Raw genomic sequence first — 25,469 nt, 5'->3', positions numbered from 1 at the left:
TTTCATAACCAAATTTTTTATATATCTTTCACAGGAGCTGAGACCATTTGTTCTGTAATGTTGCCATTGGCATCTTTAAAACAAAGTCTGAAAGTAATATTGTTACCAATCTCCAAAGGTGCTTTTAAATCGAATAGCATCAAATGAAAGTCTCCAGGTTTTAGCGAAACCGATTGATTGGGTTCCAGCATCAATTCCTCTAGCATACGCATTTTCATTACACCATTTTGCATTGTCATACTGTGAATTTCGACAGACCCTGCTGCATCAATAGCTTCAGCATAAACCAGCGTGTTTTTTATTGGGCTGTTAAGTGTCATGTATGCTGCGCCGATTGTTTGGCCTGGCGCATTGTTGCGCACCCAAGCATCAGTAATAGTCACTTCAGTATTGGTTTTAGAACCACAAGCGCTCATCCATAATATAACAAGACAAATGAATAGAAATGGGATGCGTTGCAGTTTGTGTATCATAATCGTGTTTGCCTGGTTATATAGATTTGTTTAATTTAGATTATCTGAATCAATAGGTTTGCTATTTTCTGGAATGCGATAAGTTTCATTAGCCCAATCACCTAAATCCACCATTTTGCAGCGTTCTGAGCAAAATGGGCGATATGGATTTTCAGGACTAAAGTCTGATAGTGTTTTGCAGCTAGGGCAAGAAACTTGTTTGATCTTTTTTGTAGTGTGTTGATGTTGCATGGTTTTTAAGAGCGTTTTTGTAAAATAAAAAAGTTACATGAGGTTGCAAAGCGTCATTTTAAAATCAATATCGTGATTGCAGCGTTTTGACTTATCATTAAAGTCAATTGTTAAGAAGTGTATATTAATTGCATATTTATTGGCACTTATTTCAGGAAAACAATGACCATTACCAAGCACCTCAATTTGCAACAGCTGCATCGGTTTAGTGCCACTTAATATCTTTTCATAAATGCCATTAATCGCTAAATAATGATTTTCCATACCACTGGAGCGCAGAATTTTTAGAATAATCTTAATGCTTTCATGCATTGGCATTAGCTGATATAGCCAAAGATTAAAGTCTCGCCTTCTTATTTCTGGCGCTTGACTCAACCAATAATGGTATGAAGGCAGATCAAACTGGCATACCCCGCCAGGAATTGAGGTACGTTTCTTAATGCCCATCAGCCATTCATTGTCTCGTAAGGATTGGCCGATTTTGCTGTTTTCAGCACGTAGTTTTGCCACGCTTATTTTTGTTTCGTCTAATGTTTTGATGAGGACTTCCGTAGCAATATTGGGATTATCAAGCAAGCTTTGCATGGCGCTTATTTGTCTATCTAACTCATGCATGATATCTAGTTTAATGTCAGTACGCTCGATTAAGTCCAGCATTTGTAACAGCAGGATGAGGGCGCAATGATGGTTGTGCTGATCGTCAGCTTCAACGTGAAAAAGCACTTTCTTGAAAAGGTCTTCAAGCCTTAAAAGTGCACGGATACGTTCGTTAAATGGAAATTCGTAGCTAACCATTTTATCTAGGCTTGCGCAACCAAAGTGATCAATTGTGCTAGATTATGGTATTGTTTTGCTATGGATGCAAGTTTTAATGTATTTTTGATGTAGTTCATTCACTTTTTGACGCAACACCTTGATATCCTCATCATTTTTAATGATATCGTCTGCCATCGCTAGTCGTTCTTGGCGTGGCATTTGGGCGTGAATTATTTTTTTAATTTGCTTTTCATCCAAGTTTCCACGTTGCTTAACGCGCTTTACTTGAATTGCTTCTTCGCAATCAACCACTAATACAGTGTCAACAATAGGATTGTATATACTGTTTTTATCTAGTAAAGGAATGGCTAAAATAACGTAAGGCACGTCTGTATAAGATTGATGTTGTTTAATCGCCTCTTTATAAATGGCGGGATGTAAAATAGCATTAAGTTGAGCGCGTGCATCTGCATGATCAAATACCAATTGACGCATTTTGGTGCGGTCTAATTCACCACCTTTAGTGACATAATCCTTGCCAAAGCAAGTGGCAATCTCGTTAACAAGCGGCTTATTGGGCCCGGTGAGTTGGTGTGAAATAGCGTCTAAATCAATAATAGGAATGCCAAGATCGGCAAACATGTTCGCTGTTTCCGATTTTCCGCAGCCAATCCCACCTGTTAATGCAACAGTAAACATCGTTAAATTGGTTTGATTTCGTCTAATGGGGTCATACCAATCATCTTAAATTAAATAAAAATTCGCAAGTTGTTGACCAAAAAACAAAGCTGCAATACCGCCAAGTGCCAAAAATGGACCAAAAGGAATGGCAGTTTGCGTGGTTTTTCCTTTATAGGTAATCAGTATCACGCCAATTGTTGCACCTAATACTGAGCTAAGCAGAACGACAGCGGGAATCAGCTGCCAGCCAAACCAAGCGCCGATCGCGGCCAGTAATTTAAAGTCGCCATAACCCATTCCTTCTTTTTTTGTCACTAGCTTAAATAGCCAATAAATTGACCATAAAATTAAATAGCCTATTACAGCGCCGATGACTGCTGATTTTAAATCGGTAAATCCACCATTTAAATTAAATAACAGACCTAACCATAACAAAGGTAAAGTAATGTCATCTGGTAACAGTTGGGTATCAAAGTCAATAAAAGTTAATGTAATCAATGCAAGCGTCAACAACCACGCAAAAAGTGTCGTGCTGGTATAGCCAAACTGATAAGCAATCAGGCCCAGTAAAACACCAGTTAAAAACTCTACCAAAGGATAACGTATGCTAATCTTAGTGTGGCAGGCCTTACATTTCCCACCTAATGCTAAATAACTAAGAATCGGTATATTTTCCAGTGCGCTGATTGGATGATTACATTGAGGGCAGCTCGAGCGTGGCGATGATAGTGTGTAGGTTTTTTGTGCTGGTATGTCTTTGCCTTGCAAGGCTAAACAATTGTTATGCCATTCTTGCTCCATCATTTTAGGCAGTCTATAAATCACGACATTTAAAAAGCTACCAAGTAGCAAACCAAGCAAGACGGAAAAGCTAATGAATGTAACGGGATTATTGATAAAGATAGTGGAAAAAGCGTCTATAAAATCGAACATGGTCTTCTCAGATTGATGTAAACTTTCTGTATCATCTCACCGTTAATTAAACAATGCAATCTAGTCAAATATGGCATATAAAATGCTTGAAAAAACAATAATAGACCTCATTTAATAATTGTTGCTCATTAATTAGTAAAGGAATCAAAAATGAACGATCAACATGATTTGCAAGCTGAATTAGCCAGTTTGATGGTGGCAGACGATGCACTGCCATCGGTATGGAATGAGCCTATCGTATGTCGCGTTGAGGTTGACTTACCAGGCTGGCTGACGCAACTAGCCGGGGGTAAAGAATGGGAAGTATATAGCGAAGATGAGGATGAGACCTGTATCAGCTTTGCAATGCGAGAAAAAGTCGCAACTAAAGCACCAAAAACTGCGGAAGTGACTTTGTATCACAACGGCTATGCTATTGTAGATGTCGATGGCAAGGCGCTCTTTGATGGCACATTAACGTCAGGTACTAGTGACTGTGCGCATCTTACTTATTACCATGCTAGCAGCGGAGAGCCAGTTACTTTGAACTAACACGGTTTGAATTGATGTGATTCAATTCAATCGTGTTAGGTTTTTTATACATATTTTTTGTTCAGTATGATTGATTAATATTGTCTTGAAACTGCAAATTCAGCGAGTTGAATCATTGCTATTTTATATTTGGAATCAGCAAAATGCGCGATAGCTGCGCAAGCTAAATCAGCTTCTTTTTTTGCGACACCAAGCACATAATCTGCTGCATTTGTTGCAGCTACGGCAGCCAGTACAGCAGAAACATCAGCCGTGCCACCTTGTTCAATTGCTTTGCGAATCACGCCCGCCTGCTCTGCATCACTTTGGTGCATAGCATATAAAAGAGGTAATGTAGGCTTACCTTCTGCTAAATCATCACCAAGATTTTTACCAATTTTTTCAGCATCTCCATTGATGTCTAATATATCGTCAACCAGTTGAAAAGCAGTCCCTAAATGCATACCGTAAAGAGCAAGTGCATCTTCGTCGGTTGTATTATGATGCTCGCTCATTACGGCACCTAATCTTGCTGCGGCTTCAAATAATTTTGCTGTTTTATAGTGAATAACACGCAAATAAGCTTCTTCAGTGACATTTGCATTGTGTAGATTGAGCAGTTGTAATACTTCACCTTCTGCGATGGTGTTGGTTGCATCAGATAAAATCTCCATAACGCGCATGTTGTTGAGTGAAACCATCATTTGAAAGGCACGTGAATATAAAAAGTCACCAACTAAAACACTCGCCGCATTGCCGAATACATGATTGGCAGTACTTTTACCACGGCGCATCTGTGACTCATCCACTACATCATCATGTAGTAAAGTTGCTGTATGAATAAATTCAATTACTGCAGCAAGCTCGCGTTGTTGTTGGCTAATCTGTCCAAACAGGCCGCTGGCTAGCAATACAAGTGCAGGTCTTAACCGCTTGCCTGCATTGCTGATAATGTGCTCGCCAATCGTATTAATGAGTGTTACTTCAGAGTGTAATGACTGACGAATAACCGCATCAACGGCTTGCATATCGTCTGATATTGGAGATTGAATTTTGTTTAAAGTCACAGAGAAAATGATAATAGTAAAATTATTGTGGAGTACATCAATTAGTTGAAGGCATTTTAACATACCGGATGAGATAATTTGCGCATTAGAATTTATCGGGCAAACAAGTATTTATCATTTGCTTTATCTTGTTAATTTAGTATAATGCGCGATTCAATTTGAACGTGTGAATCAAGGCAAACGACATGTACGCAGTTATTAAAACAGGTGGCAAACAATATAAAGTGGCTGCTGGAGACTACTTAAAAGTAGAAAAATTAGATGGTGATGTAGGTAGCAAAGTAGTGATTGATAAAATCTTGATGGTTGCTGATGGTGATAATGTAACTATTGGCTCGCCATTAGTTGCTGGTGCTAAAGTGAATGCAACTGTGCTTTCGCATGGCAAAGGCGACAAAGTGATGATTTTTAAATTCCATCGCCGTAAGCATTATCGTAAAACACAAGGTCATCGTCAAAGTTATACAGAAATTCAAATTGACGATATCAATGGCAAAGGCACTGTTAAAGCAGCAGCTAAACCAGCAGCAGCTAAAGCAACGGTAGCAGAAAAACCAGTTGCAGCTAAGAAACCAGCAGCTAAAAAAGCAGCTGCTACTAAAGCAAAATCAGCAGAATAAGGAATAAAACATGGCACACAAAAAAGCAGGCGGTAGTTCACGAAATGGCCGCGACTCCCACTCCAAACGACTTGGTGTTAAAGCGTTTGGTGAACAAATAGTTTCAGCTGGCAGCATTATCGTTCGCCAGCGTGGCACAAAAATGCACGCAGGCGATAATGTTGGTATGGGTAAAGACCACACATTATTTGCAAAAATTGATGGCAAAGTGACCTTTTGCACTAAAGGTTTATTAAAGCGTCAAATGGTGAATGTAGTCGCAGTTTAAAAACTGTGCTTAAATGTAAAGCCCTGCCTTAGGTAGGGCTTTTTTGTTTTAAATATAATCTTTAAAGCAGAATGCTAGCAGATTAATCTGTTAAAAGAATCATAGGATAAAATGAAATTCATAGATGAAGCGACAATCAAGGTTTATGCAGGCGATGGCGGTAACGGCATCGCGACGTTTCGTCGAGAAAAATACGAGCCTATGGGCGGTCCAAGTGGTGGTGATGGCGGCAAAGGTGGTTCTGTTTATGCGATTGCGGATCGCAATATCAACACATTAGTCGACTATCGATATACGCGTACCTTTAAAGCGCAGCGTGGTGAAAATGGACGTAAAGCCGAGCAATATGGCGCTGGTGGAGAAGATTTAGTGTTGCGTATGCCTGTCGGTACAGTTATTTCAGATAAAGCCACCGGGCAAGTAATCGTTGATTTGGCCGATGATGGTAAGAAAGTGCTGATTGCTAAAGGCGGCGCCAATGGTCTTGGAAATGTACATTTTAAATCGAGTGTCAATCGAGCACCCCGTCAATGTACGATGGGTCAAGAGGGTGAATCATTTGAGCTGTTTTTAGAGCTAAAAGTGTTAGCTGATGTGGGCTTGCTTGGCATGCCTAATGCAGGTAAATCTACCTTTATTCGTTCCGTTTCTGCCGCTAGACCAAAAGTGGCTGATTATCCATTTACCACATTGCAGCCTAATTTAGGGGTTGTTCGAGTTGATACCAACCGCAGCTTTGTGATTGCAGATGTGCCAGGCTTAATTGCAGGTGCCGCCGATGGCGCAGGGCTTGGCGTACGCTTTCTGAAGCACTTGACTCGCACTTCTTTGCTCCTACATTTGGTTGATTTGGCACCATTAGATGGCATCACAGATCCTGTTGCGGAAGCAAAAGCGATTGTGAACGAGTTAAAAAAACACGATGAAGAGCTGTATAACAAGCCAAGATGGCTGGTGCTCAATAAAATTGATATGGTACAAGATGCAGAACAAGTTGCCGCTGATTTTGTGAAAAATTTTGGTTGGGATGGCCCTGTATTTGCGATTTCTGCTATTAATGGTAACGGATGTAAGCCATTGACTTACGCTATTATGGAGCATATGGAAGCCATGCAGTTGGAACAAGAGGAAGTAAAAAACACAAATGAACCAGTCCCTCCTACATAATAGTAAGACATTTGTCGTTAAAGTGGGGTCCAGTCTTGTTACTAAAGATGGTCAGGGACTTGATCGCGTTGCGATTAAGGCTTGGGCTTCACAAATTAGTGAGTTGGTTAAACGTGGACAGCAGGTGATCTTAGTGTCTAGTGGCGCGGTGGCAGAAGGAATGCAGCGTTTGGGGTGGAAAAAAAGACCTATAGAATTGCATGAGCTTCAAGCAGCGGCCGCAGTTGGTCAAATGGGGCTAATACAGACTTATGAAAGTTGTTTTACAGAACATGGTTTGCACACAGCACAGGTGTTGTTAACGCACGAAGACTTGGTCAATCGTAAGCGTTATTTGAATGCACGTAGTACATTAAAAACATTGCTCAGTTTACATGTGATTCCAATTATCAATGAGAATGATACGGTAGTGACGGACGAAATTAGATTTGGCGATAACGATACGCTCGCAGCGTTAGTTGCTAATCTAATGGATGTTGAAGCATTGGTTTTGTTAACCGATCAGCAAGGTTTGTTTTCAGAAGATCCGCGTAAAAATAAAGATGCAAGATTTATTAATGCTGAAATAGCTGGCAATGTTGAGTTGGAAAAAATGGCGGCTGGTGCTGGCTCTCATGTTGGCACAGGTGGTATGTTAACCAAAATATTAGCGGCTAAACGCGCTGCTAATGCAGGCGTTCACACTATTATTGCTTCAGGTAGAGAAAAAGATGTGTTACTGCGTTTGCACAGTGGTGAGGCGATTGGTACGCATCTTAAATCAACAAAAATTAAAACGGTTGCCAAGAAGCAATGGTTATCTGATCATTTACGTACCGGTGGCAAGTTGGTATTGGATGATGGTGCGATTAATGCCCTGAAAACAGAAGGTAAGAGCTTACTCTCTATTGGTGTGCTTGATGTAATTGGCAGTTTTGAACGTGGCGATGTTGTGGCTTGTGTTGATGCTGCTGGTAATGAGGTTTCTCGCGGTATTGTGAATTATAATTCGCAAGAAGTGATGCGTATTAAAGGGCAGACGAGTCAAGAAATTGAGCAAATATTAGGTTATATAGATGAGTCTGAATTGATTCATCGAGATAATTTAGTTGTGCTTTAAATTGAGATGCTCAATCATGATGACTGCATGTTGATGCATTAAAGAATTTGATTAGGAAAGAATATGGATAAAAAGCAACCACTAGTCGCCATCATCATGGGTTCAAACAGTGATTGGCCAACGATGAGACATGCGGCACAAATGCTAGCGGATTTTGGTGTTCCTTATGAAGCTGAAGTTATCTCAGCACACCGCACCCCAGATAAGATGATGATATTTGCAGAAAATGCGGCAAACGTAGGGTATAAGGTAATTATTGCTGGTGCTGGAGGTGCTGCCCATTTGCCAGGCATGGTGGCGGCAAAAACAATTCTGCCTGTGCTCGGTGTGCCAGTAACAAGTAAGCATTTGCAAGGACAAGATTCGTTGCTCTCTATTGTGCAAATGCCTAAAGGTATTCCAGTTGCTACTTTTGCGATTGGTGAAGCGGGCGCAGCGAACGCAGGCTTGTTTGCGATTGCATTGCTGGCAAACGAAGATGCTAGTTTGGCCGATAAATTACATCATTTCCGCCAACAACAAATTGAAAAAGTAACAGCAATGGAGTTAAACGAAAAACCATGAGTTCGAAGATAATTGCTGCTCCAGCGATGTTGGGCATGTTAGGCGGTGGTCAGTTAGGTCGTTTTTTTGTCATAGCAGCGCATGAAATGGGCTATCAGGTGACAGTATTAGATCCCAGTAAAAACAGCCCTGCTGGAACTATTGCCGATGTACATTTGTGCGCAGAGTACGACGATGCACAAGCACTTGCACACATGGCGAAAACTTGCGTGGCAGTGACAACAGAATTTGAGAACGTGCCAGCAAATACCTTGGCTCAATTAGCAGAGTCGATTATCGTCAGACCTTCTGCTGACAGTGTCTCTGTTGCACAGCATCGTGTATTAGAAAAAAACTTTATTAAGCAAGCCGGGTTGCCCATAGCGCCGTTTGCCGTCGTGAACAGTGCAGAAGACTTGCCTGATGACGATAGTGATTTATATCCAGCCATTTTAAAAGTAGCACGCTTTGGGTATGACGGAAAAGGTCAAGCGCGGGTAAAAAATAAAACAGAAGCACTAGCTGCGTTTGTAGACTTTAAGCAAGAAGTTTGTGTACTAGAAAAAATGTTGCCGCTAGATATAGAGGTTTCTGTCGTTTTAGCGCGAGATGCGCAAGGCAATATCATGAGCTTTCCTACCGTTGAGAATCAGCATCTCAATGGTATTTTGGATATCAGTATTGCGCCAGCAAGGTGTTCAGCTGTTATTAAAGCGCGGGCGCAAGCGTTAGCTAAAAAATTAGCCACTGCTTTAGATTATGTTGGTGTGCTTGGGGTTGAGTTTTTTGTAGTGGGCAAAGAGATATTAGTGAATGAAATTGCACCAAGACCACACAACTCAGGGCATTACACCATTGATGCGAGTGTAACGAATCAGTTTGAGCAACAAGTGCGCGCCTTAGTTGGTTTGCCGCTCGGTAGTGCAGTATTGCACAGTAAGGCTGTAATGGTGAATATTCTTGGCGATAGTTGGGTTAATCATCAAGAACCTGCCTGGCACCGTGCTTTTGCCCATGGTAATTTGAAGTTACATTTGTATGGTAAGCCAGAAGCACGAAAAGGGCGTAAGATGGGCCATTTTACGGTGATTGATACCAATCAAAAAGCGGCATTAAACACGGCATTGATTGCGCGTGGAGAGCTTAATATTGGACAGTAATTAACCAGCCAATAACAAAAAAGCCTCGCAATGCGAGGCTTTTTTATTCAGTAAAATTACTCAGCTTCTTTTTTGGCTTTTGCTGCTGGTTTTTTTGCAGCGGCTGCTTTTGGCTTCGCCTCTGCTGCTTTTGCTGTAGTTTTCGCTTTTGGAGCTGGCGCATCACCGCTCATTGCCTTAATCGCAGCGCTCAAGCGGCTTTTATGACGAGCAGCTTTGTTTTTATGAATAATTTTTTTATCAGCAATACGATCAATCACGCTTACATTATCTGTGTAGACAGCTGCTGCGGCTGCTTTATCGCCTGACTCAATCGCTTTGATGATTTTTTTAATCGCAGTACGCATCGTTGAGCGCAAAGCTGAATTGTGTAAGTTAACCTTAACTGATTGGCGCGCGCGTTTGCGAGCTTGTGCTGTATTTGCCATGAGTACTTTGTCCTAATGCTTGTCTATGTGTGTATGTAATATACGAAACCGTGCATATTAGTGTTTTTCGGTCAATTTTGCAAGGAATAAAGTGAATTTATATCTAACTCAATATTCAGCCACAAGCATGCTAGAATCTTAGCAGCTAAATAAATGGCAGAAATTGCCTATCAATCTGCTATTAAATTACCGAATGAAATGACCGATGAATTTGCTTAGAACGCTGTTTACTGTTGGCAGTATGACGTTTGCTTCCCGCTTGCTTGGTTTCGTGCGCGACACCCTGATTGCTCGTGTGTTTGGAGCAGGCATGTTTACCGATGCATTTATTGTTGCCTTTAGAATTCCCAATTTCTTACGTCGTATTTCTGCAGAAGGCGCATTTAGCCAAGCCTTTATTCCTATTTTGGCTGAGTATAAACAGCAACGCTCACAAAGTGAAACCAAGGCGCTGATTAATCATGTGGCAACATTAATGGGATTGTTTTTAGTGGTGCTGACCATAATTGGCATGCTGGCTGCACCGTGGGTTGTTCAAATAACGGCGCCAGGCTTTGCCGCCAATGCAACTAAATTTGAGTTAACTGTAGATTTATTGCGGGTCACGTTTCCTTATATTCTTTTTATCTCTCTAGTTTCATTAGCTGGTGGTGTATTAAATACCTACGGTAATTTTTCTACACCAGCATTTACCCCTGTTTGGCTCAACGTATCTTTTATTGTCGCAATGTTATTTGTAGCTCCTTATTTTGATCATTCAATTCGCGTGTTGGCATGGGCTGTTTTTGTCGGCGGAATTTTACAATTCATTTATCAACTCCCTTATTTAAGTAAATTAGGCTTAATGCCACGCATTGATTTAAATCTGCACGATGAGGGGGTTTGGCGCATTTTGAAGTTAATGGGTCCCGCAATATTTGGTGTATCGGTGGCACAAATTTCCATTCTAATCAACACGGTTATTGCTTCTTATCTTGTGAGTGGGAGTGTCTCTTGGCTTTATTTTGCCGATCGTTTAATGGAGTTTCCGACTGGATTATTAGGGGTTGCTTTAGGAACAATATTATTGCCTAGTCTTTCTAAAAGCGTTGCGGATAAAGATGATAGTGAATATTCGCAATTACTAGATTGGGGTTTGCGGTTAACCCTGATGTTGGCATTTCCAGCAGCAGTTGCATTAGCCGTGCTCGCCGTGCCTTTGGTCACTAGCTTATTTATGTATGGTGCGTTTACAGCACGAGATGTGGTAATGACAAAAGTGGCATTGGTAGCCTATAGCGTTGGTTTGCTTGGCTTGATTTTAGTCAAAGTTTTAGCGCCTGCTTTTTACTCTCGTCAAAATATTAAAACGCCAGTGAAGATAGCGCTATTTACGCTAGTGATTACACAGTTAATGAACGTATTGTTTGTATTTATATTAGATTTTAAAGAGTTTAAACATGCGGGCTTGGCTTTAGCAATAGGGCTAGGCGCATGTGTGAATGCCAGTTTATTGTTTTATCACTTACGCAAACGGATGCTCTATCAACCGCAAGCAGGATGGGCAACATTTATGCTGAAGTTACTTCTTGCGGTTGTTGTCATGGCGGCAGCATTACACTTTACCGCAGGAGATGACATGCGATGGCTTGGCTATGGCTTGTTTGAAAAAATGTTGCGATTACTCAGTTTGCTCTTGATTGGCGTGACGGTTTATTTTGCTATGCTTTGGTTGATGGGTATTCGGGTACAAGACTTTATACGTCGCACGGTTGTTTAATGGCTTAGTTTCGTTGAATTATGCATATATATCGACATCTTCCTCAAGGTAAACAGTTACCACGTGCACTGGCAATTGGCAATTTTGATGGCTTACATTTGGGACATCAAGCATTGTTGGCAAAAACGGTAGCAACAGCAAAAGCTGCATGTTTGCAGCCAGCCGTCATGACATTTGAGCCGCATCCGCGTGAATATTTTATGCCGCATAATGCGCCAGCACGTCTTTCCTCAATACGCGAAAAACTTGAATATTTTGAAGAGGCGGGTATTCAAGATATATTTGTATTACGGTTCAATCAGGCTTTTTCAGCCATTACCGCGCAAGATTTTATGCACAATATACTAATAGAGTCGTTACATGCGAATACTATTTTAGTTGGTGGGGATTTTTGTTTTGGGGCCAAACGAAAAGGAACAGTGAATGATTTGCTGCAAACTGGCTTTCACTTGATTGATTTTCCGGAGGTAAAAGTAGGGCAAGAGCGCGTCTCTAGCTCGTTGGTGCGTGATGCGCTTGCAGCCGCTAATTTTACCCAAGCGGCGCGTTTACTTGGTCGCCCTTATAGCATCAGCGGCAAAGTGGTGCACGGTGCAAAGCGCGGCAGACAATTGGGTTATCCAACTGCCAATGTGCATATGCGACATGAGCGACCTGCCTTTACTGGTGTTTATGCGGTAAAATTAGATGGACGTCAAGGTGTGGCTAATTTAGGTGTGCGTCCAACCATTTCGGGCATCCCAAAATTAATGCTAGAAGTTTATCTGTTTGATTTTGATGGTGATTTATATGATAAACACGTGCATGTGCAGTTCTTTCATAAAATACGTGAAGAAATGAAGTTTGATGGATTGGATGCACTCAAAGCCCAAATAGCCCAAGATGTTGTGATAGCAAAAGCCTATTTCAGCGTTTAAATTAGATTAAAAGTTAAATTAGATTAATTCATGAGCGAACAAGATAAAGATTCAAAATATCCATTAAATCTGCCAGAAACCAGCTTTCCGATGCGTGGTAATTTAGCGCAACGCGAACCTGCTTGGTTAACAGATTGGCAAGATAAAAAACTCTATCAAAAAATAAGAGCTGCGCGTAAAGGAGCAAAGAAATTTATTCTGCATGATGGCCCGCCCTATGCAAATGGCGATATTCATATTGGCCACGCCGTTAATAAAATTCTAAAAGATATTATTATCAAATCCAAAACCATGAGTGGTTTTGATGCGCCTTATGTGCCGGGTTGGGATTGCCATGGCTTGCCAATTGAGTTGGTTGTAGAAAAAAATCACGGCAAAAATATTGATCCAGCTCAATTCCGCGAGCTTTGCCGCCAATACGCGGCCGAGCAAGTAGAAAAACAAAAGAAAGATTTTGTGCGCTTGGGTGTGTTGGGTGATTGGGATAATCCTTATCTAACCATGGATTTTAAAACTGAAGCCGACATCATGCGCGCGCTCGGTGATATCAATAAAAATGGCTATCTCTACCAGGGCTCTAAACCTGTGCATTGGTGTACCGATTGTGGTTCGGCTTTGGCTGAGGCTGAGGTGGAGTATGAAGATGTGAACTCGCCTGCAATTGATGTGGGGTTCGAGGTAGTAAATAGAAGCGAATTTTGGGATAGAGTTACAGGCTCATATTCCAGAGGTGATGAATCCAAGCCTGTATTCTGTGTGATTTGGACAACAACACCTTGGACACTGCCAGCAAACCAGGCTGTATCAGTTAACGCAGATTTGCGTTACTACGTAGTTGAAACAGACAGTGAATATTTAGTTTTGGCCGCTGACCTTTGGGAGAGTGCTTTCTCAAGATATGGAAAGATTGCGATTGGCTCAGGTCTCAATCAATGTAGCGGTGAATTATTAAAAGGTTTAGAACTAAAACACCCGTTCGACAACCGTCAGGTGCCTATCATCTGCGGTGATCACGTCACCACCGATGCTGGTACAGGCTTAGTGCATACTGCTGCAGCGCATGGTAATGATGACTGGTTGGTGATGCGTGCTAACTTTCCTCATGAAAAACCGCGGGTATTAATGGGTGGTGATGGACATTTCTTTGAAAGCGATCTGGTTGAGTTTGCGCCAATTCGTGGGTTAAATCGTAAAGATGCCAATAAAATTATTTTGGCGCATATGCAAGAAAGTGGCGCTTTAATTGCAAGCGCACGTTTAAACCACAGTTTTCCACATTGCTGGCGCCATAAAACGCCATTGATGCAGCTGGCGACGCATCAATGGTTTGTTGGCATGAACGCAACGGACTCAGCGGGTGTTAGTTTGCGTGAGCATGCAAATAAAGCAGTTGAAGCAACGCAGTTTTTCCCAGATTGGGGACGTGCGCGCCTTGAAGGCATGATTAAAACGCGTCCGGATTGGTGTGTTTCACGCCAGCGTAATTGGGGCGTACCCATGCCGCTATTTGTGCATAAAGAAACAGGTGTTTTACATCCTAATACTGCCGAACTTTTAGAGGAAGCTTGCTTATTAGTTGAACAAACGGGCGTTGAAGCTTGGTTTAGTTTAGATGTCGATGCGTTTTTAGCAAAACATGCACCAGAAAATGCGGAACAATATAAAAAAGTAACCGATACATTAGATGTTTGGTTTGATTCAGGCACCACGCATGCGTCGGTTTTAACGCGTCGCGCCGATTTGGCTTTCCCTGCTGATTTATATTTAGAAGGTTCAGACCAACATCGTGGCTGGTTTCAAAGCTCATTGCTCACGGGTTGCGCGATTGATGGACGCGCACCCTATAACGCCTTGTTAACCCATGGTTTTGTGGTGGATGGTAAGGGCTACAAAATGAGTAAGTCGAAGGGTAATGTGGTTGCGCCACAAAAGGTGATGGATACCTATGGTGCGGATATTTTGCGCTTATGGGTGGCGAGTACTGATTACTCAGGTGAGCTGACCATTTCTGATGAAATTCTAAAGCGAGTTTCAGATAGCTATCGCAAAATTCGTAATACTTTGCGATTTTTATTGGCAAACGTTGAAGATTTTGATGTGAATACGCAGTCAGTGCCATATGAAAACTTGCTCGAAATTGACCGTTATGCATTAGGTATGCTGAGCGATTTATCGCAAACCTGCAAGGCGGCTTATGATAGTTATGAACTGCATCGCGTTGGTCAGGCACTGCAACATTTCTGTGCAGAAGATTTGGGCGCATTTTATCTGGATATTCTCAAAGACAGGCTTTATACCAATGCAGAAAGTTCGCATGATCGTCGTGCAGCGCAAACGGTGTTGTTGAAAATTACGCAAGTATTAGCTGGCTTAATGGCGCCGGTGCTGAGCTATACCGCAGAAGAAATTTGGCAAACGCTTTATCCTGAAACAGCAGATTTTGTGATATTGCATGATTGGTCGAATGTTGATGATGTGATTAGCCCAATAGAATATGCCGACTATGCACAAACATTAAAGGCAAAATGGGAAACAATTCGTGCCATTAGAGCAGACGTGGCAAAAGAAATTGAACTGGTGCGCGCTACAGGTCAAGTTGGGTCGTCATTGCAATCAGAATTAGCTTTGTATGTATCTGGTGATGCTTTTGATGCGTTAAATAGTTTAGGCGATGATTTGCGTTTTGTGATGATTACCTCGGGTGCTAAAGTCTATAAAGCGGTAAGTGAAGCTGAAGAAAAAATAAGTGTATTGCCAAGTCGGCATGCGAAATGTGCACGTTGCTGGCATTATCGTGCAGATGTGGGCACCTCTGTCGAGCATCCAACCATTTGTGAACGCTGTGCCACAAACTTGTTTGGTCAGCCTGCATCTAGACAATATGCGTAAACACCCCTTAACGAAATGGCTCAGCATGAGTGCAGTTATTCTGGCGCTCGATTTGTACACGAAACATCTTGTGCAACAAGCGTTTGCCTATGGTGATAAATTGACCATCACCAGCTATTTTGATTTAGTGCGGTATCACAATGAAGGCGCTGCTTTTAGCTTTTTAGCTGATGCGGGTGGTTGGCAAAAATGGTTTTTTACGGCAATAGCGGCAATAGCCAGTGTCTTTATTTTATATTTACTTAGAAAGCATCATACGGAAAAATTATTTAGCCTCGGGCTGGCATTAGTGTTAGCTGGCGCTTTAGGCAATTTGTATGATCGTGTCACGCTTGGTTATGTCGTCGATTTTCTTTCTTTTCATCTTAATGACCTTTATTGGCCTGCCTTTAACATCGCCGATAGCGCCATTAGTATTGGTGTTGTTGTGCTGTTATTGGATAGCTTTACAGCTAAAAAAAGGAATTAACTGCTAATGCCAGACTGGAAAAAGTTAATAGCGGGAAAAATTGCCATCGCTAAAAAAGGCAATGTAAAAAGCAAAACTCCGACAAACGAGCGTATTCCCGCAGGTCAAACGCAAGTGACCAATTTTCCTATATTAGACTTGGGAATTAAGCCTGAAATTTCCGTCGATGAATGGCAGCTTCGTGTGTTTGGTTTGGTAGAAAAAGAGTTGACGTTAGATTGGGCAGCATTTCAAGCGCTCAAGCATATAACAGATATCTCTGACTTTCATTGCGTCACTCGCTGGAGTCAGTTAGACATGGATTGGCAAGGCGTACGTGTGCGCGATGTATTGGAGCTGGCAATGCCATTAGACACAGCCAAGTTTGTGACCATGCATGGTTATGATGGCTACACCACTAACTTGCCCTTAACGGCTTTATTAGATGATGACGTATTAATTGCTCACAGTGTATTGGGCAAACCGCTAACGAAAGAACATGGCGGTCCAGTAAGAATGGTGGTGCCTAAACGGTATGCATGGAAAGGCACTAAATGGCTAAAAGCAATTGAAATACATGAACATGATAGGCGTGGTTTTTGGGAAGTACGTGGCTACCATAATGATGCCTTTCCATTTGAAGAACAACGCTTTTCAGAAGACGATGATATTTAATTGCGGAAACATTATTAGTGCTTTTTTCCTTTAACGTTGGTGATTAAGGTATAAAGCCCAACAGCAATAGCGCCAATCAAAAAGCCGATAATGGCGTCAAATAGAACAGGCGACATGAATGTTAAAAAACCGCTTAACGCCTTGGCCGACTGTGAAATCTCAGTAAGATGATCACCGAAGTGATGTAAAACAGGAATGCCATGTTTGATAATGCTACCGCCAACAAGAAACATAGCCGCCGTGCCAACAATCGTGAGCGCTCGCATTAAATAAGGGGCAAAGTTGAGCAAAAGTCGGCCTAATCTGCGCTGAAGTTGCAGCAAGATACCCTGTCCTTTTTTGCGTATTAAATGCAGTCCAGCATCATCGAGTTTTACGATGCCTGCCACTAAACCATACACAATAACAGTGACTCCCAGTGCGATGGCCGAGACAACGACAACCTGCATCAGAAAGCTCGATGTGGTGACAGTCCCTAAGGCAATCACAATGATTTCTGCCGACAAGATGAAATCAGTGCGAATAGCGCCTTTAATTTTATCTTTCTCTAATTTCATCAAGTCGATGTTTTTATCTTGACGAGCTTGCTTAAGGCTTGCTTTTTGTATTTCATTGTCTTGATTGGTGTGTAAAAGCTTGTGTGCAACTTTTTCAAAGCCTTCAACACATAAAAAGACACCGCCAATCATCAGTAATGGTGTGATTAACCAAGGAATGAAATAACTAATAGCCAATGCTGCAGGCACTAAAATGAGTTTATTGATGAATGCGCCTTTTGCAACAGCCCACACAACAGGCAACTCACGTTTTGCTTCGATGCCAGAAACTTGCTCAGCATTCAGCGCTAAGTCGTCGCCTAACACCCCTGCGGTTTTTTTGGCGGCAACTTTTGTCAATAAAGAAACATCATCCAAAAGCGTGGTAATGTCGTCCAGCAATGCCAATAAACTGCCAGCAGCCATAAAAATCCTATTATTAATAGATTGAATTATTTTAGCTAAAAATGATAATATGCGGGCATGTTGTCGCAAAAACTATTTCGTTGCATGAATAAAATCGCCTTGTTTGCAATTATATTTGCATCGCTGGCACCAAGCATTTCTCATGCGCTAGCTACAAACCAAGGCATTAATAGTTTTGCACAAGCAATATGTTCAGCTGATGGTCAAAAATTAACGATTCAAGTAGTGACAACAAAAGGTCAGCAACTGCAAACAGCTTTAAAAACACAGCCTGATAAAAGTCCGCTAACCATTGCATTACACTTTAATCACTGTCCATTTTGTCATGTAGGCATAGCGGATATTGTGATACCAAGTCGTAATCCAGCTTTTGCATTGTACTTGGCGCAACAAGCTGAACAACAATGTATTGCATATCAACCCATCGTCTTTCCGACAGTTACCCAATCTGCCCATCTTTCCCGCGCACCACCTTTCAACTCACTTTAAATTCTATTCATCCATTTACAAGCATTTGATGTTTGTTGTTTGATGCATGGTGATTGCATTTATTCGATGCTTTTTTAGGCAATCTCCATATTGAAACAACAACCCGTGGTTACGCATGCTTGCAAATGAAACGAAATCATTTTTAGGTAGGAGTACATGGTGAGATTTAAAAAGAAACAAACCCAGTTGTGGGTTGAAGCATTAATATTGTGTAATCTATTGGTGTCTGGGCATGTTAATGCAGATCACCTTGAGTTAGATGCAGTCGAAGTGGTTTCGGATGCCGCACCACAAATCGAAAAAAATAAAGCCAGTGTTGGCGGTGATACGGCTAGACTTTTTGAAGACGAAGCGGGTATGAGCTTTTATCGAGCTGGCGGCGTATCTAGTTTGCCAGTGATGCGTGGATTGGCCGACGATAGAATCCGCATCAAAGTTGATGGTATGGATTTAATGTCCAGTTGTGCTAACCATATGAACCCGCCACTTTCTTATTTATCGCCTGAAACAGTGGGCTCAGTTGAAGTATTTAAAGGTATCTCACCTGTGAGCTTAGGAGGTGACAGTATTGCAGGCACAATTCTGATTAACGCTGCCACACCAGAGTTTGCAAAAGCAGGTGAAGATTTACTCACCCATGCTTCCATCAATACTTTTTATAAAAGTAATAATAATGCGCGTGGTGTTAATGCCTCAGCCAGTGTGGCGAATGAGTCGGTTTACATGCGTTATACAGGTTCAAATGTTGAAGCAAATAATTATCATGCAGGTGGAAATTTTAAAGACAGGCTTCCAGCAGCGCAAAGGAGCTTTCTGGAAAGAGGCGATGAGGTTGGATCGACTTATTACCATGCAATCAATCATGCTTTAGCTTTGGGTGTGCACCAAGATAATCATTTATTTGAGTTTAAGTTAGGTTTGCAAGACATTCCTGAGCAAGGCTTTGTCAATCAGCGCATGGATATGACGGGCAATCGTGCAGAGCAATATAATGTTAAATACGAAGGTGATTATGACTGGGGTAAGTTAGCAGCGCAGGTCTATCACGAACGAGTAAGGCACAGTATGCAGTTTGGAGATGATAAACAGTTCTTTTACGGGAATGCGCCAGGCATGCCGATGGATACATTAGGCCGCACAACTGGGCTTAAATTAGGCGGCAGTATGCATGTTTCTGAAAGAGATTTACTCAAAGTGGGTGCAGAGTATCAGCGCTATCGATTGGATGATTATTGGCGAGCATCGGGTACTGGTATGATGATGTCACCCAATACGTTTTTAAATATTAATAATGGTCAACGAGATCGTTACGATGTGTTTGCAGAAGTAGAATCACAGTGGAGCAAAGAGTGGTTTACTCAAGTTGGTTTGCGCAGTAGCACCGTTAAAATGGATGCAGATAATGTGCAAGGCTATAACAATGGTTTAGTTGGTATGGCAGGCTATGGTGCCGCTGCGAATATATTTAATGCGGCCGACAGAAGTAAGACTGATCACAATATTGATATGACTGTATTGACGCAGTTTACGCCGAGCAGTAGCCAAAGTTATGAAGCTGGCTATGCCATCAAAACACGTTCACCAAATGTGTATGAGCGGTTTGCGTGGTCTAACACCAATACCATGGTGATGAATATGAATAACTGGGTTGGTGATGGCAATGGTTATGTTGGGAATCTAGACTTGAAGCCAGAAACAGCACATACAGTGAGTATGACAGCCAAATGGAATGATGCCGTGAATCAAGATTGGCAAGTGAAAGCCTCGCCATATTTTACTTATGTAGATGATTATATTGATGCGGTTGCCTGTGCATCAGTCGGTAAAACCTGTATGGCGAGAACAGATGGGTTCGCCAATTTAAGCCTTGATAATCAGTCTGCGCGCATCGTTGGACTAGATATCAATGCTAAAAAATTATTGGTTGAAAAGGCTAGTTTTGGACGGTTTACCGCAGTAGGATTGCTTAGTTATATTAGAGGTAAAAACACAAAAACAAATGATGATTTATACAACATCATGCCACTTAACGCTAAGCTTGGCTTAGCACATCAATTAGGGGCTTGGAAAAATAATTTAGAAGTCAAAGTTGTAGCTTCAAAAAATCATGTGCAAGACATTCGTAGAGAAGTTGAAACGGGTGGGTTCAGCTTGTTTAACTTTTATACGAGCTATGATTGGAAGAACGCTCGTTTAGATTTGGCAATCGAAAACATCTTTGACAAGCTTTATGCGGACCCACTGGGTGGCGCTTATTTGGGACAAGGCGCCACAATGGGTATAGGCGTATTGCAAGGTGTGCAAGTGCCAGGTGTGGGTCGCTCTGTGAATGTTGGGCTGACCTTGTTTTATTAGTATTGTTTTTGCCTTTTGGATGGTATGCCGAGTCTTTGCTTTACCATGAGCAAGACTCGGTGTACTATCCAAAAACTTGATAAACCGAGTTAAATACGTGTGTGAATATCAGCGATGATTTTTTCAAAAAAACAATTTAGATGGATACATAAAATCGCCTTGTTTGCGATGGTGTTTGCATCACTGGCACCCAGCATTTCGCATGCGCTTGCTGCAAAGCAAGGTATCAATAGTTTTGTGCAAGCCGTGTGCGCCAGTAATGGTGAAAAAATCACGATTCAAGTCATCACAACAAAAGGTCAACAATTATCGACTAATTTAGGTGCTGAGGCAGCTAGTCAGTCACCAGCCAATATTGTGCTGCACTTAAATCACTGTCCGTTTTGTGCAAACCCCAATACCAGTATTGCCATTGAACCACCAGTGTTGCCAATCATTACATTGTTGGCAATGCAAGCACAGTATCTAGCCATAGCTGCACAACCTCTTTTACCACGTTTTTCTGTACTTCTCCCGCCTGCACAGGCACCACCAAGCCTTTAAAAACTAAATATGTTGTGAGTTAGTTGCTATTACGCACACTAACAATTTTTTGTATGTGCAATTGCACCTACACAATCGTTTTTAAAGGTGAATTAACATGATTTATATCCAAATTAAAGAAGTGATTCAAGCAAAAAGTATTGCTTGGGGTCGTCGAATTACATTGAACGAGCTAGCTAATGCCACTGGTATTAGCCGAATGACGTTATCACGTATGGTCAACAATCAAGGCTACAGCACAGTGACTGATCAGCTTGATAAGTTATGCACATTTTTTGAGTGCGAAATTCAAGAGTTGGTGAAATTTGTGCCCAATAATCAGACAATCGCAATGGCTTTTTAGTAGTTTGGATTACGCAATGAAAAACAAAAAAATACTCACTGTAATAGTAGCAATATTTCCGTTGCTGGCACATGCAGAGCATGATCTAGAGATGCAATTGGAGGAGATTGGTGTAACCAGTGTTCGCACAACGGATAGTCGCATTAAAAAGCACCCCGCTACAGTTGAGACCTACGATAAAAAACAAATTGAAGACAGTGTCAATGCCGCTACAACTGCACAAACATTAAAGTATTTACCAAGTATTCAAGTGCGAGAGCGTTATATTGGTGATCGTAATGGCATTATTGCTACTCGCACGATAGGTACACTTGCAAGCGCACAAAGTATGTTGTATGCAGATGGGATATTGCTTTCAAATTTATTAGGCAACTCTTTTGCTTTTCCACCGCGTTGGGGGATGGTTTCACCGGAGGAAATCGAAAGCATCAGTATGATGTATGGACCTTTTTCATCTATTTATGCAGGTAACTCATTCGGTGGTGTGATGAGTATCAAAACACATATGCCGAGCAAATTTGAAGCACATACCAACTTGCAAGCGTTTAGACAAGGTTTTAAGCTGTATGGCACAGATCAACACTATGATGGCCATCATTTATCAGCTTCAATAGGAGATAAAGTTGGTGATTTTTCATTTTGGTTAGGGGCTGATCATTTAGAGAACCAAGGCCAGCCGATGAACTTTTCTACCAGAGGATTATCAGCGACAGACCCAGGCACTAGCCCAATAGTCAGAGGCGCATTTCAAGACAAAGATGTGACCAATAATGATCGTGTTATTTTTGGGGCGACAGGTATTGATAAAACACGACAAGACCAATTTAAATTGAAAGTAGCCTATGACATTACACCTGATATCAACATTGGCTATACCCTAGGGGTTTGGGATTTGAGCGGAAAGACAGATGTGCAATCGTATTTGAAAGATACGGCGGGTAACTCAGTGTACAACGGTCGCGTTAATTATAACGGTAATCGTTATGACGTATCTGGTATGACACCAGGTGAAACTGAAAGCTTACATATTATGCAAGCAGTCGATCTGAAATCAAATACTGGGGGCTTCTACGATTGGCAACTGACCTTGTCAGATTATGATTATCATAAAGATTTGATTCGAACATCTAATGCCCCCAGTAACGGAACAGTGGTTGCTGGCAATCCTTATCTTAATCGTATTGGACGCGTTGATGATTTATCAGGAACTGGCTGGACCGTATTTGATGCTCGCGCAACCTTAAGACCTAAAGGGCATGAGTTGGATGTTGGATATCATATTGATTATTATAAACTTAGGAGTAGCCGCAACAATACAACTAATTGGTCGGTTGGAGACAAAGGGGCATTAACGAATCTATCGCGAGGTGAAACACAAACCCAAGCATTGTTTGTGCAAGATAAATGGCAGATTAATCCTGAGTGGGCATTAACCACAGGGTTGCGCGCTGAGTATTGGGAAGCCAAAAATGGGCGTAATCAAACTAGCAATGCGATAGTTGACTATCAGCAAAGATCAGATACAAAGTTTTCACCAAAATTATCAATTAGTTATGAACCACAGCCCGCTTGGGGCTTTCGCGCTTCTGTAGGACAAGCGTATCGTTTTCCTACCGTTAGTGAACTTTTTCAGCCATTGCAAAATGGAGATGGTGGGGCAGCCCGTCTGGTTGAGAGTAATCCTAACTTGAGACCAGAGGAGGTAATTGCTGCTGAATTAACGGCTGAACGCCGTTTTGACAATGGGTTGGTACGTATCAGTTTGTTTAATGAGGAGAAGTATGACGCGCTTATTTCTCAAACGTTAACGAGTGGTAGTGCTATACCATTTGACACAGGTGTTTGCGATCGAAATGCAGGGTGTAGTTTTATACAAAATATCGATCATGTTAGAACAACCGGTATTGAGCTAGCGGCTGATTGGCAAGATGTTCTTTTGCACGGTTTAGATTTCATGGGTAGCCTAACACTGTCTGATTCGGAAATTATTAAAAATAAAGCGGCCCCTGATACAGAAGGTAATCAGTCGTTACGCATTCCCCGCAGTATGATTAAGATGATTGCAACATACCATCAGGGTAATAATCTTACTTATAGTTTGGCGGCACGTTACAGTGGCAGACAATTTGGTAATTTAAATAATACCGACAAAAACGGTGATACCTTTGGTGGTGTAAGTCAATTTTTTATAGTGGATGTGAAGGCTAATTACAAATTTTCTCAACGCTGGACCGCTTCTGTTGGTATCGATAATTTAAATAATGATGAAGCCTATGTGTTTCATCCATATCCACAAAGAACAGGATATCTGCAGTTAAAACTTGACTATTAAATTGTATCTAGATTATCCGTCTCTGTTCAAATTGCTGACAAGTCGGTTGTGTAAAGGAGCTTTTATGCGGTTTGTGTATTTTCTATTAGGATTTATTTTTATTGGTAGTGTGTCGGCTCACGAGGCACATACAGAAATAAGTGCCAGTGAAATGGCGGTGGGTTTGGCGGTTGATCGACATGGGTCATTGTGGCGTGCAAGCGTGCTAGATGGGTTTATTTTCGTAGATATGAGTGCTGATAATGGCAAGACCTTTTCAAAAAAAGTAAAAGTCAATAAACGGGCACAAAAAATAGCAGCAAAAGGTGAGGCACGTCCCAAAATTGAACTTGGACCACAAGGTAATGTTTATCTGACATGGACAGAAGGACTGTCAAAACCATTTGCTGGTTATGTTTGGTTTGCCCGATCAGTAGATGGCGGCCAGCATTTCGAACAGCCAAAGGTAGTACATCAAGATAGAGCAGAGATTACCCATCGATTTGATGCATTGCACATTTCACCAGATGGCACAATAACCATCATTTGGGTTGATAAGCGTGACTTGGAAGCTGCCAAAAAAGGGGGTAAAGAATACACTGGCGCAGCAATTTATTATGCTATCTCTAAGGACGATGGTGCAACATTTCAAGCAGAAAAGAAATTAGCAGACAATAGCTGTGAATGCTGTCGAATCGCAACCGCAACCAAACCAGATGGTACCGTCGTTGCAATGTGGCGTCACGTGTTCGATGGTGGCGAACGTGATCATATGATGGCAGAAATACCTAAAAGAGACGAACTAGCGAATTTGCATCGTGCAACATTTGGACGTTGGAAAATTGATGGCTGTCCACATCACGGCGGTGCTTTGGCGAGCGGTGGCGAAGGTGCTGACTGGTGGGGTTATCACATCGCCTATTTTGATGGCAAAGATAAAAATCCTGGCCTTTACTATAGTCGGATGGATGGCGTGGCATGGGTTGCTTCTCCAGCGAAACAGTTTGGCGATAATAACAAGCAGGCGGGTCATCCCGCTGTATTGTCAGTAGGTGAAAAAGTGTGGTTGATTTGGCTTGAAACGCATGAGAATAAGATGAAAAAAGTCATGATGATGGCATCAATTGATGGCGGTAAAACATGGTCAGATGCACAGCCTTTGCTTATTACCAGTATTAATATGGATTATCCGCATCTGCTGAAGCTTAAAGATGCTCCTTATTTGGCCGTTAATACATCAGAAGGTTTGAAGTTGAAAAGAATGCCATAGCGCATTGTATGGTGTTGTAATGTCAAACATGCAACCAATCAAGGATGTAGAGTGAAAAAATGATGATGCCACCCATTATTATTGATATAGAGGCTTCAGGTTTTGGCGCTGGTAGTTATCCGATTGAGATCGGCTATGTCGATCGGTTTGGTCAACCTTGGTGTTCATTAATTGCGCCACGTGATGATTGGTTACATTGGAATAAAACAGCAGAAATGCTGCATCAGATATCGCGTGAAATGTTAGTTGCACATGGCAAAAGTGCTGAAGTAGTTGCCAACCATTTAAATGATACTTTTCTCAATCAAACGATCTATTCTGATGGCTGGCTACATGACTTTACTTGGTTGAATTGTTTATTTCATGCAGCAGGGGTTTCTCCCCATTTTAAATGTCAAGATTTACGGGTTGTATTGACACCATTTCAGCAGTCTGTTTGGCATCACACCAAGCAACGTATTTTAAATGAAGCGCAAATCAGTCGTCATCGCGCCAGCTCCGATGCGCAACTATTGCAAATGACTTGGCTTAAAACCGCAAAAATGGAAGCTTACATTTGTGCGTAAAGCCAC

27 protein-coding genes are annotated in these 25,469 nt (G+C 41.6%); 19 read left to right on the top strand and 8 right to left on the bottom strand.

All coding sequences use genetic code 11. The annotated features are described in order from the left end of the window. Positions 1–17: 17 nt before the first annotated feature. The 5 genes from KFB94_02735 to KFB94_02715 all read right to left on the bottom strand — a co-directional run bounded on the left by KFB94_02735 (position 18) and on the right by KFB94_02715 (position 3,074). Positions 18–416: a copper chaperone PCu(A)C gene (locus KFB94_02735; GenBank protein ID QVL46545.1), complete on the bottom strand. Its 399-nt coding sequence runs from the start codon at positions 414–416 to the stop codon at positions 18–20. An 87-nt stretch (positions 417–503) separates the two neighbouring features. Beyond that, positions 504–704, bottom strand: a complete 201-nt coding sequence (locus tag KFB94_02730) for a DNA gyrase inhibitor YacG (GenBank protein QVL46041.1) — start codon at positions 702–704, stop codon at positions 504–506. A 33-nt stretch (positions 705–737) separates the two neighbouring features. Next, the gene (zapD, locus tag KFB94_02725) at positions 738–1,499 is read right to left on the bottom strand and encodes a cell division protein ZapD (GenBank protein QVL46040.1); all 762 of its coding nucleotides are present in this window, start codon (positions 1,497–1,499) and stop codon (positions 738–740) included. Positions 1,500–1,541: 42 nt separating this feature from the next. Next, complete coding sequence (gene coaE, locus KFB94_02720; GenBank protein QVL46039.1) at positions 1,542–2,159, bottom strand: dephospho-CoA kinase; 618 nt, start codon at positions 2,157–2,159, stop codon at positions 1,542–1,544. A gap of 45 nt (positions 2,160–2,204) precedes the next feature. After that, positions 2,205–3,074, bottom strand: coding sequence for a prepilin peptidase (locus KFB94_02715; protein ID QVL46038.1), 870 nt, complete (start codon positions 3,072–3,074; stop codon positions 2,205–2,207). 195 nt (positions 3,075–3,269) lie between these two features. Between KFB94_02715 and KFB94_02710 the strand changes: the two genes are divergently transcribed. Beyond that, positions 3,270–3,605, top strand: a complete 336-nt coding sequence (locus tag KFB94_02710; GenBank protein QVL46544.1) for a hypothetical protein — start codon at positions 3,270–3,272, stop codon at positions 3,603–3,605. Positions 3,606–3,679: 74 nt separating this feature from the next. Here the strand turns inward: KFB94_02710 and KFB94_02705 are convergent, their stop codons facing one another. Then, positions 3,680–4,612 (bottom strand): polyprenyl synthetase family protein, encoded by a 933-nt coding sequence (locus KFB94_02705; protein QVL46543.1) that lies wholly within the window; start codon positions 4,610–4,612, stop codon positions 3,680–3,682. A gap of 224 nt (positions 4,613–4,836) precedes the next feature. On the opposite strand from KFB94_02705, the gene rplU reads away from it, so the two are divergent. The 6 genes from rplU to KFB94_02675 all read left to right on the top strand — a co-directional run bounded on the left by rplU (position 4,837) and on the right by KFB94_02675 (position 9,508). Continuing rightward, entirely contained in the window at positions 4,837–5,271 is a 435-nt protein-coding gene (gene rplU, locus KFB94_02700) for a 50S ribosomal protein L21 (GenBank protein ID QVL46037.1), read from the top strand. A gap of 10 nt (positions 5,272–5,281) precedes the next feature. Continuing rightward, on the top strand, positions 5,282–5,539 hold the full coding sequence (gene rpmA / locus KFB94_02695; GenBank protein QVL46036.1) for a 50S ribosomal protein L27: 258 nt from the start codon (positions 5,282–5,284) through the stop codon (positions 5,537–5,539). Between the two features lie 111 nt (positions 5,540–5,650). Further along, complete coding sequence (gene obgE / locus KFB94_02690; GenBank protein ID QVL46035.1) at positions 5,651–6,706, top strand: GTPase ObgE; 1,056 nt, start codon at positions 5,651–5,653, stop codon at positions 6,704–6,706. Continuing rightward, positions 6,684–7,805, top strand: a complete 1,122-nt coding sequence (locus KFB94_02685; protein QVL46034.1) for a glutamate 5-kinase — start codon at positions 6,684–6,686, stop codon at positions 7,803–7,805. The genes obgE and KFB94_02685 overlap by 23 nt, the downstream gene beginning before the upstream one ends. A gap of 63 nt (positions 7,806–7,868) precedes the next feature. Next, entirely contained in the window at positions 7,869–8,369 is a 501-nt protein-coding gene (purE, locus tag KFB94_02680; GenBank protein QVL46033.1) for a 5-(carboxyamino)imidazole ribonucleotide mutase, read from the top strand. After that, positions 8,366–9,508, top strand: a complete 1,143-nt coding sequence (locus KFB94_02675; GenBank protein ID QVL46032.1) for a 5-(carboxyamino)imidazole ribonucleotide synthase — start codon at positions 8,366–8,368, stop codon at positions 9,506–9,508. The genes purE and KFB94_02675 overlap by 4 nt, the downstream gene beginning before the upstream one ends. Positions 9,509–9,564: 56 nt before the next feature. Here the strand turns inward: KFB94_02675 and rpsT are convergent, their stop codons facing one another. Then, a complete protein-coding gene (gene rpsT / locus KFB94_02670) occupies positions 9,565–9,936 on the bottom strand; it encodes a 30S ribosomal protein S20 (GenBank protein ID QVL46031.1) in 372 nt (123 codons plus the stop codon). A gap of 205 nt (positions 9,937–10,141) precedes the next feature. Between rpsT and murJ the strand changes: the two genes are divergently transcribed. The 5 genes from murJ to KFB94_02645 are packed head-to-tail and all read left to right on the top strand — an operon-like array spanning position 10,142 to position 16,624. Then, positions 10,142–11,695 (top strand): murein biosynthesis integral membrane protein MurJ, encoded by a 1,554-nt coding sequence (murJ, locus tag KFB94_02665; protein QVL46030.1) that lies wholly within the window; start codon positions 10,142–10,144, stop codon positions 11,693–11,695. 20 nt (positions 11,696–11,715) lie between these two features. Further along, positions 11,716–12,612, top strand: coding sequence for a bifunctional riboflavin kinase/FAD synthetase (locus KFB94_02660; protein QVL46029.1), 897 nt, complete (start codon positions 11,716–11,718; stop codon positions 12,610–12,612). A 30-nt stretch (positions 12,613–12,642) separates the two neighbouring features. After that, complete coding sequence (gene ileS / locus KFB94_02655; GenBank protein ID QVL46028.1) at positions 12,643–15,501, top strand: isoleucine--tRNA ligase; 2,859 nt, start codon at positions 12,643–12,645, stop codon at positions 15,499–15,501. After that, on the top strand, positions 15,494–15,970 hold the full coding sequence (locus KFB94_02650; GenBank protein QVL46027.1) for a lipoprotein signal peptidase: 477 nt from the start codon (positions 15,494–15,496) through the stop codon (positions 15,968–15,970). The genes ileS and KFB94_02650 overlap by 8 nt, the downstream gene beginning before the upstream one ends. Positions 15,971–15,976: 6 nt before the next feature. Further along, entirely contained in the window at positions 15,977–16,624 is a 648-nt protein-coding gene (locus KFB94_02645) for a sulfite oxidase-like oxidoreductase (GenBank protein QVL46026.1), read from the top strand. A 14-nt stretch (positions 16,625–16,638) separates the two neighbouring features. Here KFB94_02645 and KFB94_02640 read toward each other — a convergent pair whose 3' ends face one another. Continuing rightward, the gene (locus tag KFB94_02640; protein QVL46025.1) at positions 16,639–17,586 is read right to left on the bottom strand and encodes a DUF808 domain-containing protein; all 948 of its coding nucleotides are present in this window, start codon (positions 17,584–17,586) and stop codon (positions 16,639–16,641) included. Between the two features lie 84 nt (positions 17,587–17,670). Between KFB94_02640 and KFB94_02635 the strand changes: the two genes are divergently transcribed. From KFB94_02635 to KFB94_02605, 7 genes are all read left to right on the top strand, one after another. Further along, a complete protein-coding gene (locus tag KFB94_02635; GenBank protein ID QVL46024.1) occupies positions 17,671–18,075 on the top strand; it encodes a DUF2946 domain-containing protein in 405 nt (134 codons plus the stop codon). Between the two features lie 156 nt (positions 18,076–18,231). Then, a complete protein-coding gene (locus tag KFB94_02630; GenBank protein QVL46023.1) occupies positions 18,232–20,430 on the top strand; it encodes a TonB-dependent receptor in 2,199 nt (732 codons plus the stop codon). Positions 20,431–20,544: 114 nt separating this feature from the next. Beyond that, positions 20,545–20,973, top strand: a complete 429-nt coding sequence (locus KFB94_02625) for a DUF2946 domain-containing protein (GenBank protein QVL46022.1) — start codon at positions 20,545–20,547, stop codon at positions 20,971–20,973. 97 nt (positions 20,974–21,070) lie between these two features. Further along, entirely contained in the window at positions 21,071–21,316 is a 246-nt protein-coding gene (locus KFB94_02620) for a helix-turn-helix transcriptional regulator (GenBank protein ID QVL46021.1), read from the top strand. A 16-nt stretch (positions 21,317–21,332) separates the two neighbouring features. Further along, positions 21,333–23,648 carry a TonB-dependent receptor gene (locus KFB94_02615; protein QVL46020.1) on the top strand — a complete coding sequence of 772 codons (2,316 nt, stop codon included), beginning with the start codon at positions 21,333–21,335 and terminating at the stop codon, positions 23,646–23,648. Between the two features lie 64 nt (positions 23,649–23,712). Further along, complete coding sequence (locus KFB94_02610) at positions 23,713–24,897, top strand: exo-alpha-sialidase (protein QVL46019.1); 1,185 nt, start codon at positions 23,713–23,715, stop codon at positions 24,895–24,897. 62 nt (positions 24,898–24,959) lie between these two features. Further along, on the top strand, positions 24,960–25,463 hold the full coding sequence (locus tag KFB94_02605) for a hypothetical protein (protein QVL46542.1): 504 nt from the start codon (positions 24,960–24,962) through the stop codon (positions 25,461–25,463). Positions 25,464–25,469: the final 6 nt, after the last annotated feature.

Source organism: Methylophilaceae bacterium, assembly GCA_018398995.1.
GTDB lineage: Bacteria > Pseudomonadota > Gammaproteobacteria > Burkholderiales > Methylophilaceae.
The sequence above is the reverse complement of the archived record's forward strand: the minus strand, read 5'-3'. Positions and strand labels throughout refer to the sequence as shown.

Excerpts from the sequence above, each read along its gene's own strand:
- KFB94_02735 (QVL46545.1), bottom strand. The coding sequence starts at position 416 with ATGAGCGCTTGTGGTTCTAAAACCAATACTGAAGTGACTATTACTGAT.
- KFB94_02730 (QVL46041.1), bottom strand. The coding sequence starts at position 704 with ATGCAACATCAACACACTACAAAAAAGATCAAACAAGTTTCTTGCCCT.
- zapD (QVL46040.1), bottom strand. The coding sequence starts at position 1,499 with ATGGTTAGCTACGAATTTCCATTTAACGAACGTATCCGTGCACTTTTA.
- coaE (QVL46039.1), bottom strand. The coding sequence starts at position 2,159 with ATGTTTACTGTTGCATTAACAGGTGGGATTGGCTGCGGAAAATCGGAA.
- KFB94_02715 (QVL46038.1), bottom strand. The coding sequence starts at position 3,074 with ATGTTCGATTTTATAGACGCTTTTTCCACTATCTTTATCAATAATCCC.
- KFB94_02705 (QVL46543.1), bottom strand. The coding sequence starts at position 4,612 with ATGCAAGCCGTTGATGCGGTTATTCGTCAGTCATTACACTCTGAAGTA.
- rplU (QVL46037.1), top strand. The coding sequence starts at position 4,837 with ATGTACGCAGTTATTAAAACAGGTGGCAAACAATATAAAGTGGCTGCT.
- rpmA (QVL46036.1), top strand. The coding sequence starts at position 5,282 with ATGGCACACAAAAAAGCAGGCGGTAGTTCACGAAATGGCCGCGACTCC.
- obgE (QVL46035.1), top strand. The coding sequence starts at position 5,651 with ATGAAATTCATAGATGAAGCGACAATCAAGGTTTATGCAGGCGATGGC.
- KFB94_02685 (QVL46034.1), top strand. The coding sequence starts at position 6,684 with ATGAACCAGTCCCTCCTACATAATAGTAAGACATTTGTCGTTAAAGTG.
- purE (QVL46033.1), top strand. The coding sequence starts at position 7,869 with ATGGATAAAAAGCAACCACTAGTCGCCATCATCATGGGTTCAAACAGT.
- KFB94_02675 (QVL46032.1), top strand. The coding sequence starts at position 8,366 with ATGAGTTCGAAGATAATTGCTGCTCCAGCGATGTTGGGCATGTTAGGC.
- rpsT (QVL46031.1), bottom strand. The coding sequence starts at position 9,936 with ATGGCAAATACAGCACAAGCTCGCAAACGCGCGCGCCAATCAGTTAAG.
- murJ (QVL46030.1), top strand. The coding sequence starts at position 10,142 with ATGAATTTGCTTAGAACGCTGTTTACTGTTGGCAGTATGACGTTTGCT.
- KFB94_02660 (QVL46029.1), top strand. The coding sequence starts at position 11,716 with ATGCATATATATCGACATCTTCCTCAAGGTAAACAGTTACCACGTGCA.
- ileS (QVL46028.1), top strand. The coding sequence starts at position 12,643 with ATGAGCGAACAAGATAAAGATTCAAAATATCCATTAAATCTGCCAGAA.
- KFB94_02650 (QVL46027.1), top strand. The coding sequence starts at position 15,494 with ATGCGTAAACACCCCTTAACGAAATGGCTCAGCATGAGTGCAGTTATT.
- KFB94_02645 (QVL46026.1), top strand. The coding sequence starts at position 15,977 with ATGCCAGACTGGAAAAAGTTAATAGCGGGAAAAATTGCCATCGCTAAA.
- KFB94_02640 (QVL46025.1), bottom strand. The coding sequence starts at position 17,586 with ATGGCTGCTGGCAGTTTATTGGCATTGCTGGACGACATTACCACGCTT.
- KFB94_02635 (QVL46024.1), top strand. The coding sequence starts at position 17,671 with ATGAATAAAATCGCCTTGTTTGCAATTATATTTGCATCGCTGGCACCA.
- KFB94_02630 (QVL46023.1), top strand. The coding sequence starts at position 18,232 with ATGGTGAGATTTAAAAAGAAACAAACCCAGTTGTGGGTTGAAGCATTA.
- KFB94_02625 (QVL46022.1), top strand. The coding sequence starts at position 20,545 with ATGATTTTTTCAAAAAAACAATTTAGATGGATACATAAAATCGCCTTG.
- KFB94_02620 (QVL46021.1), top strand. The coding sequence starts at position 21,071 with ATGATTTATATCCAAATTAAAGAAGTGATTCAAGCAAAAAGTATTGCT.
- KFB94_02615 (QVL46020.1), top strand. The coding sequence starts at position 21,333 with ATGAAAAACAAAAAAATACTCACTGTAATAGTAGCAATATTTCCGTTG.
- KFB94_02610 (QVL46019.1), top strand. The coding sequence starts at position 23,713 with ATGCGGTTTGTGTATTTTCTATTAGGATTTATTTTTATTGGTAGTGTG.
- KFB94_02605 (QVL46542.1), top strand. The coding sequence starts at position 24,960 with ATGATGCCACCCATTATTATTGATATAGAGGCTTCAGGTTTTGGCGCT.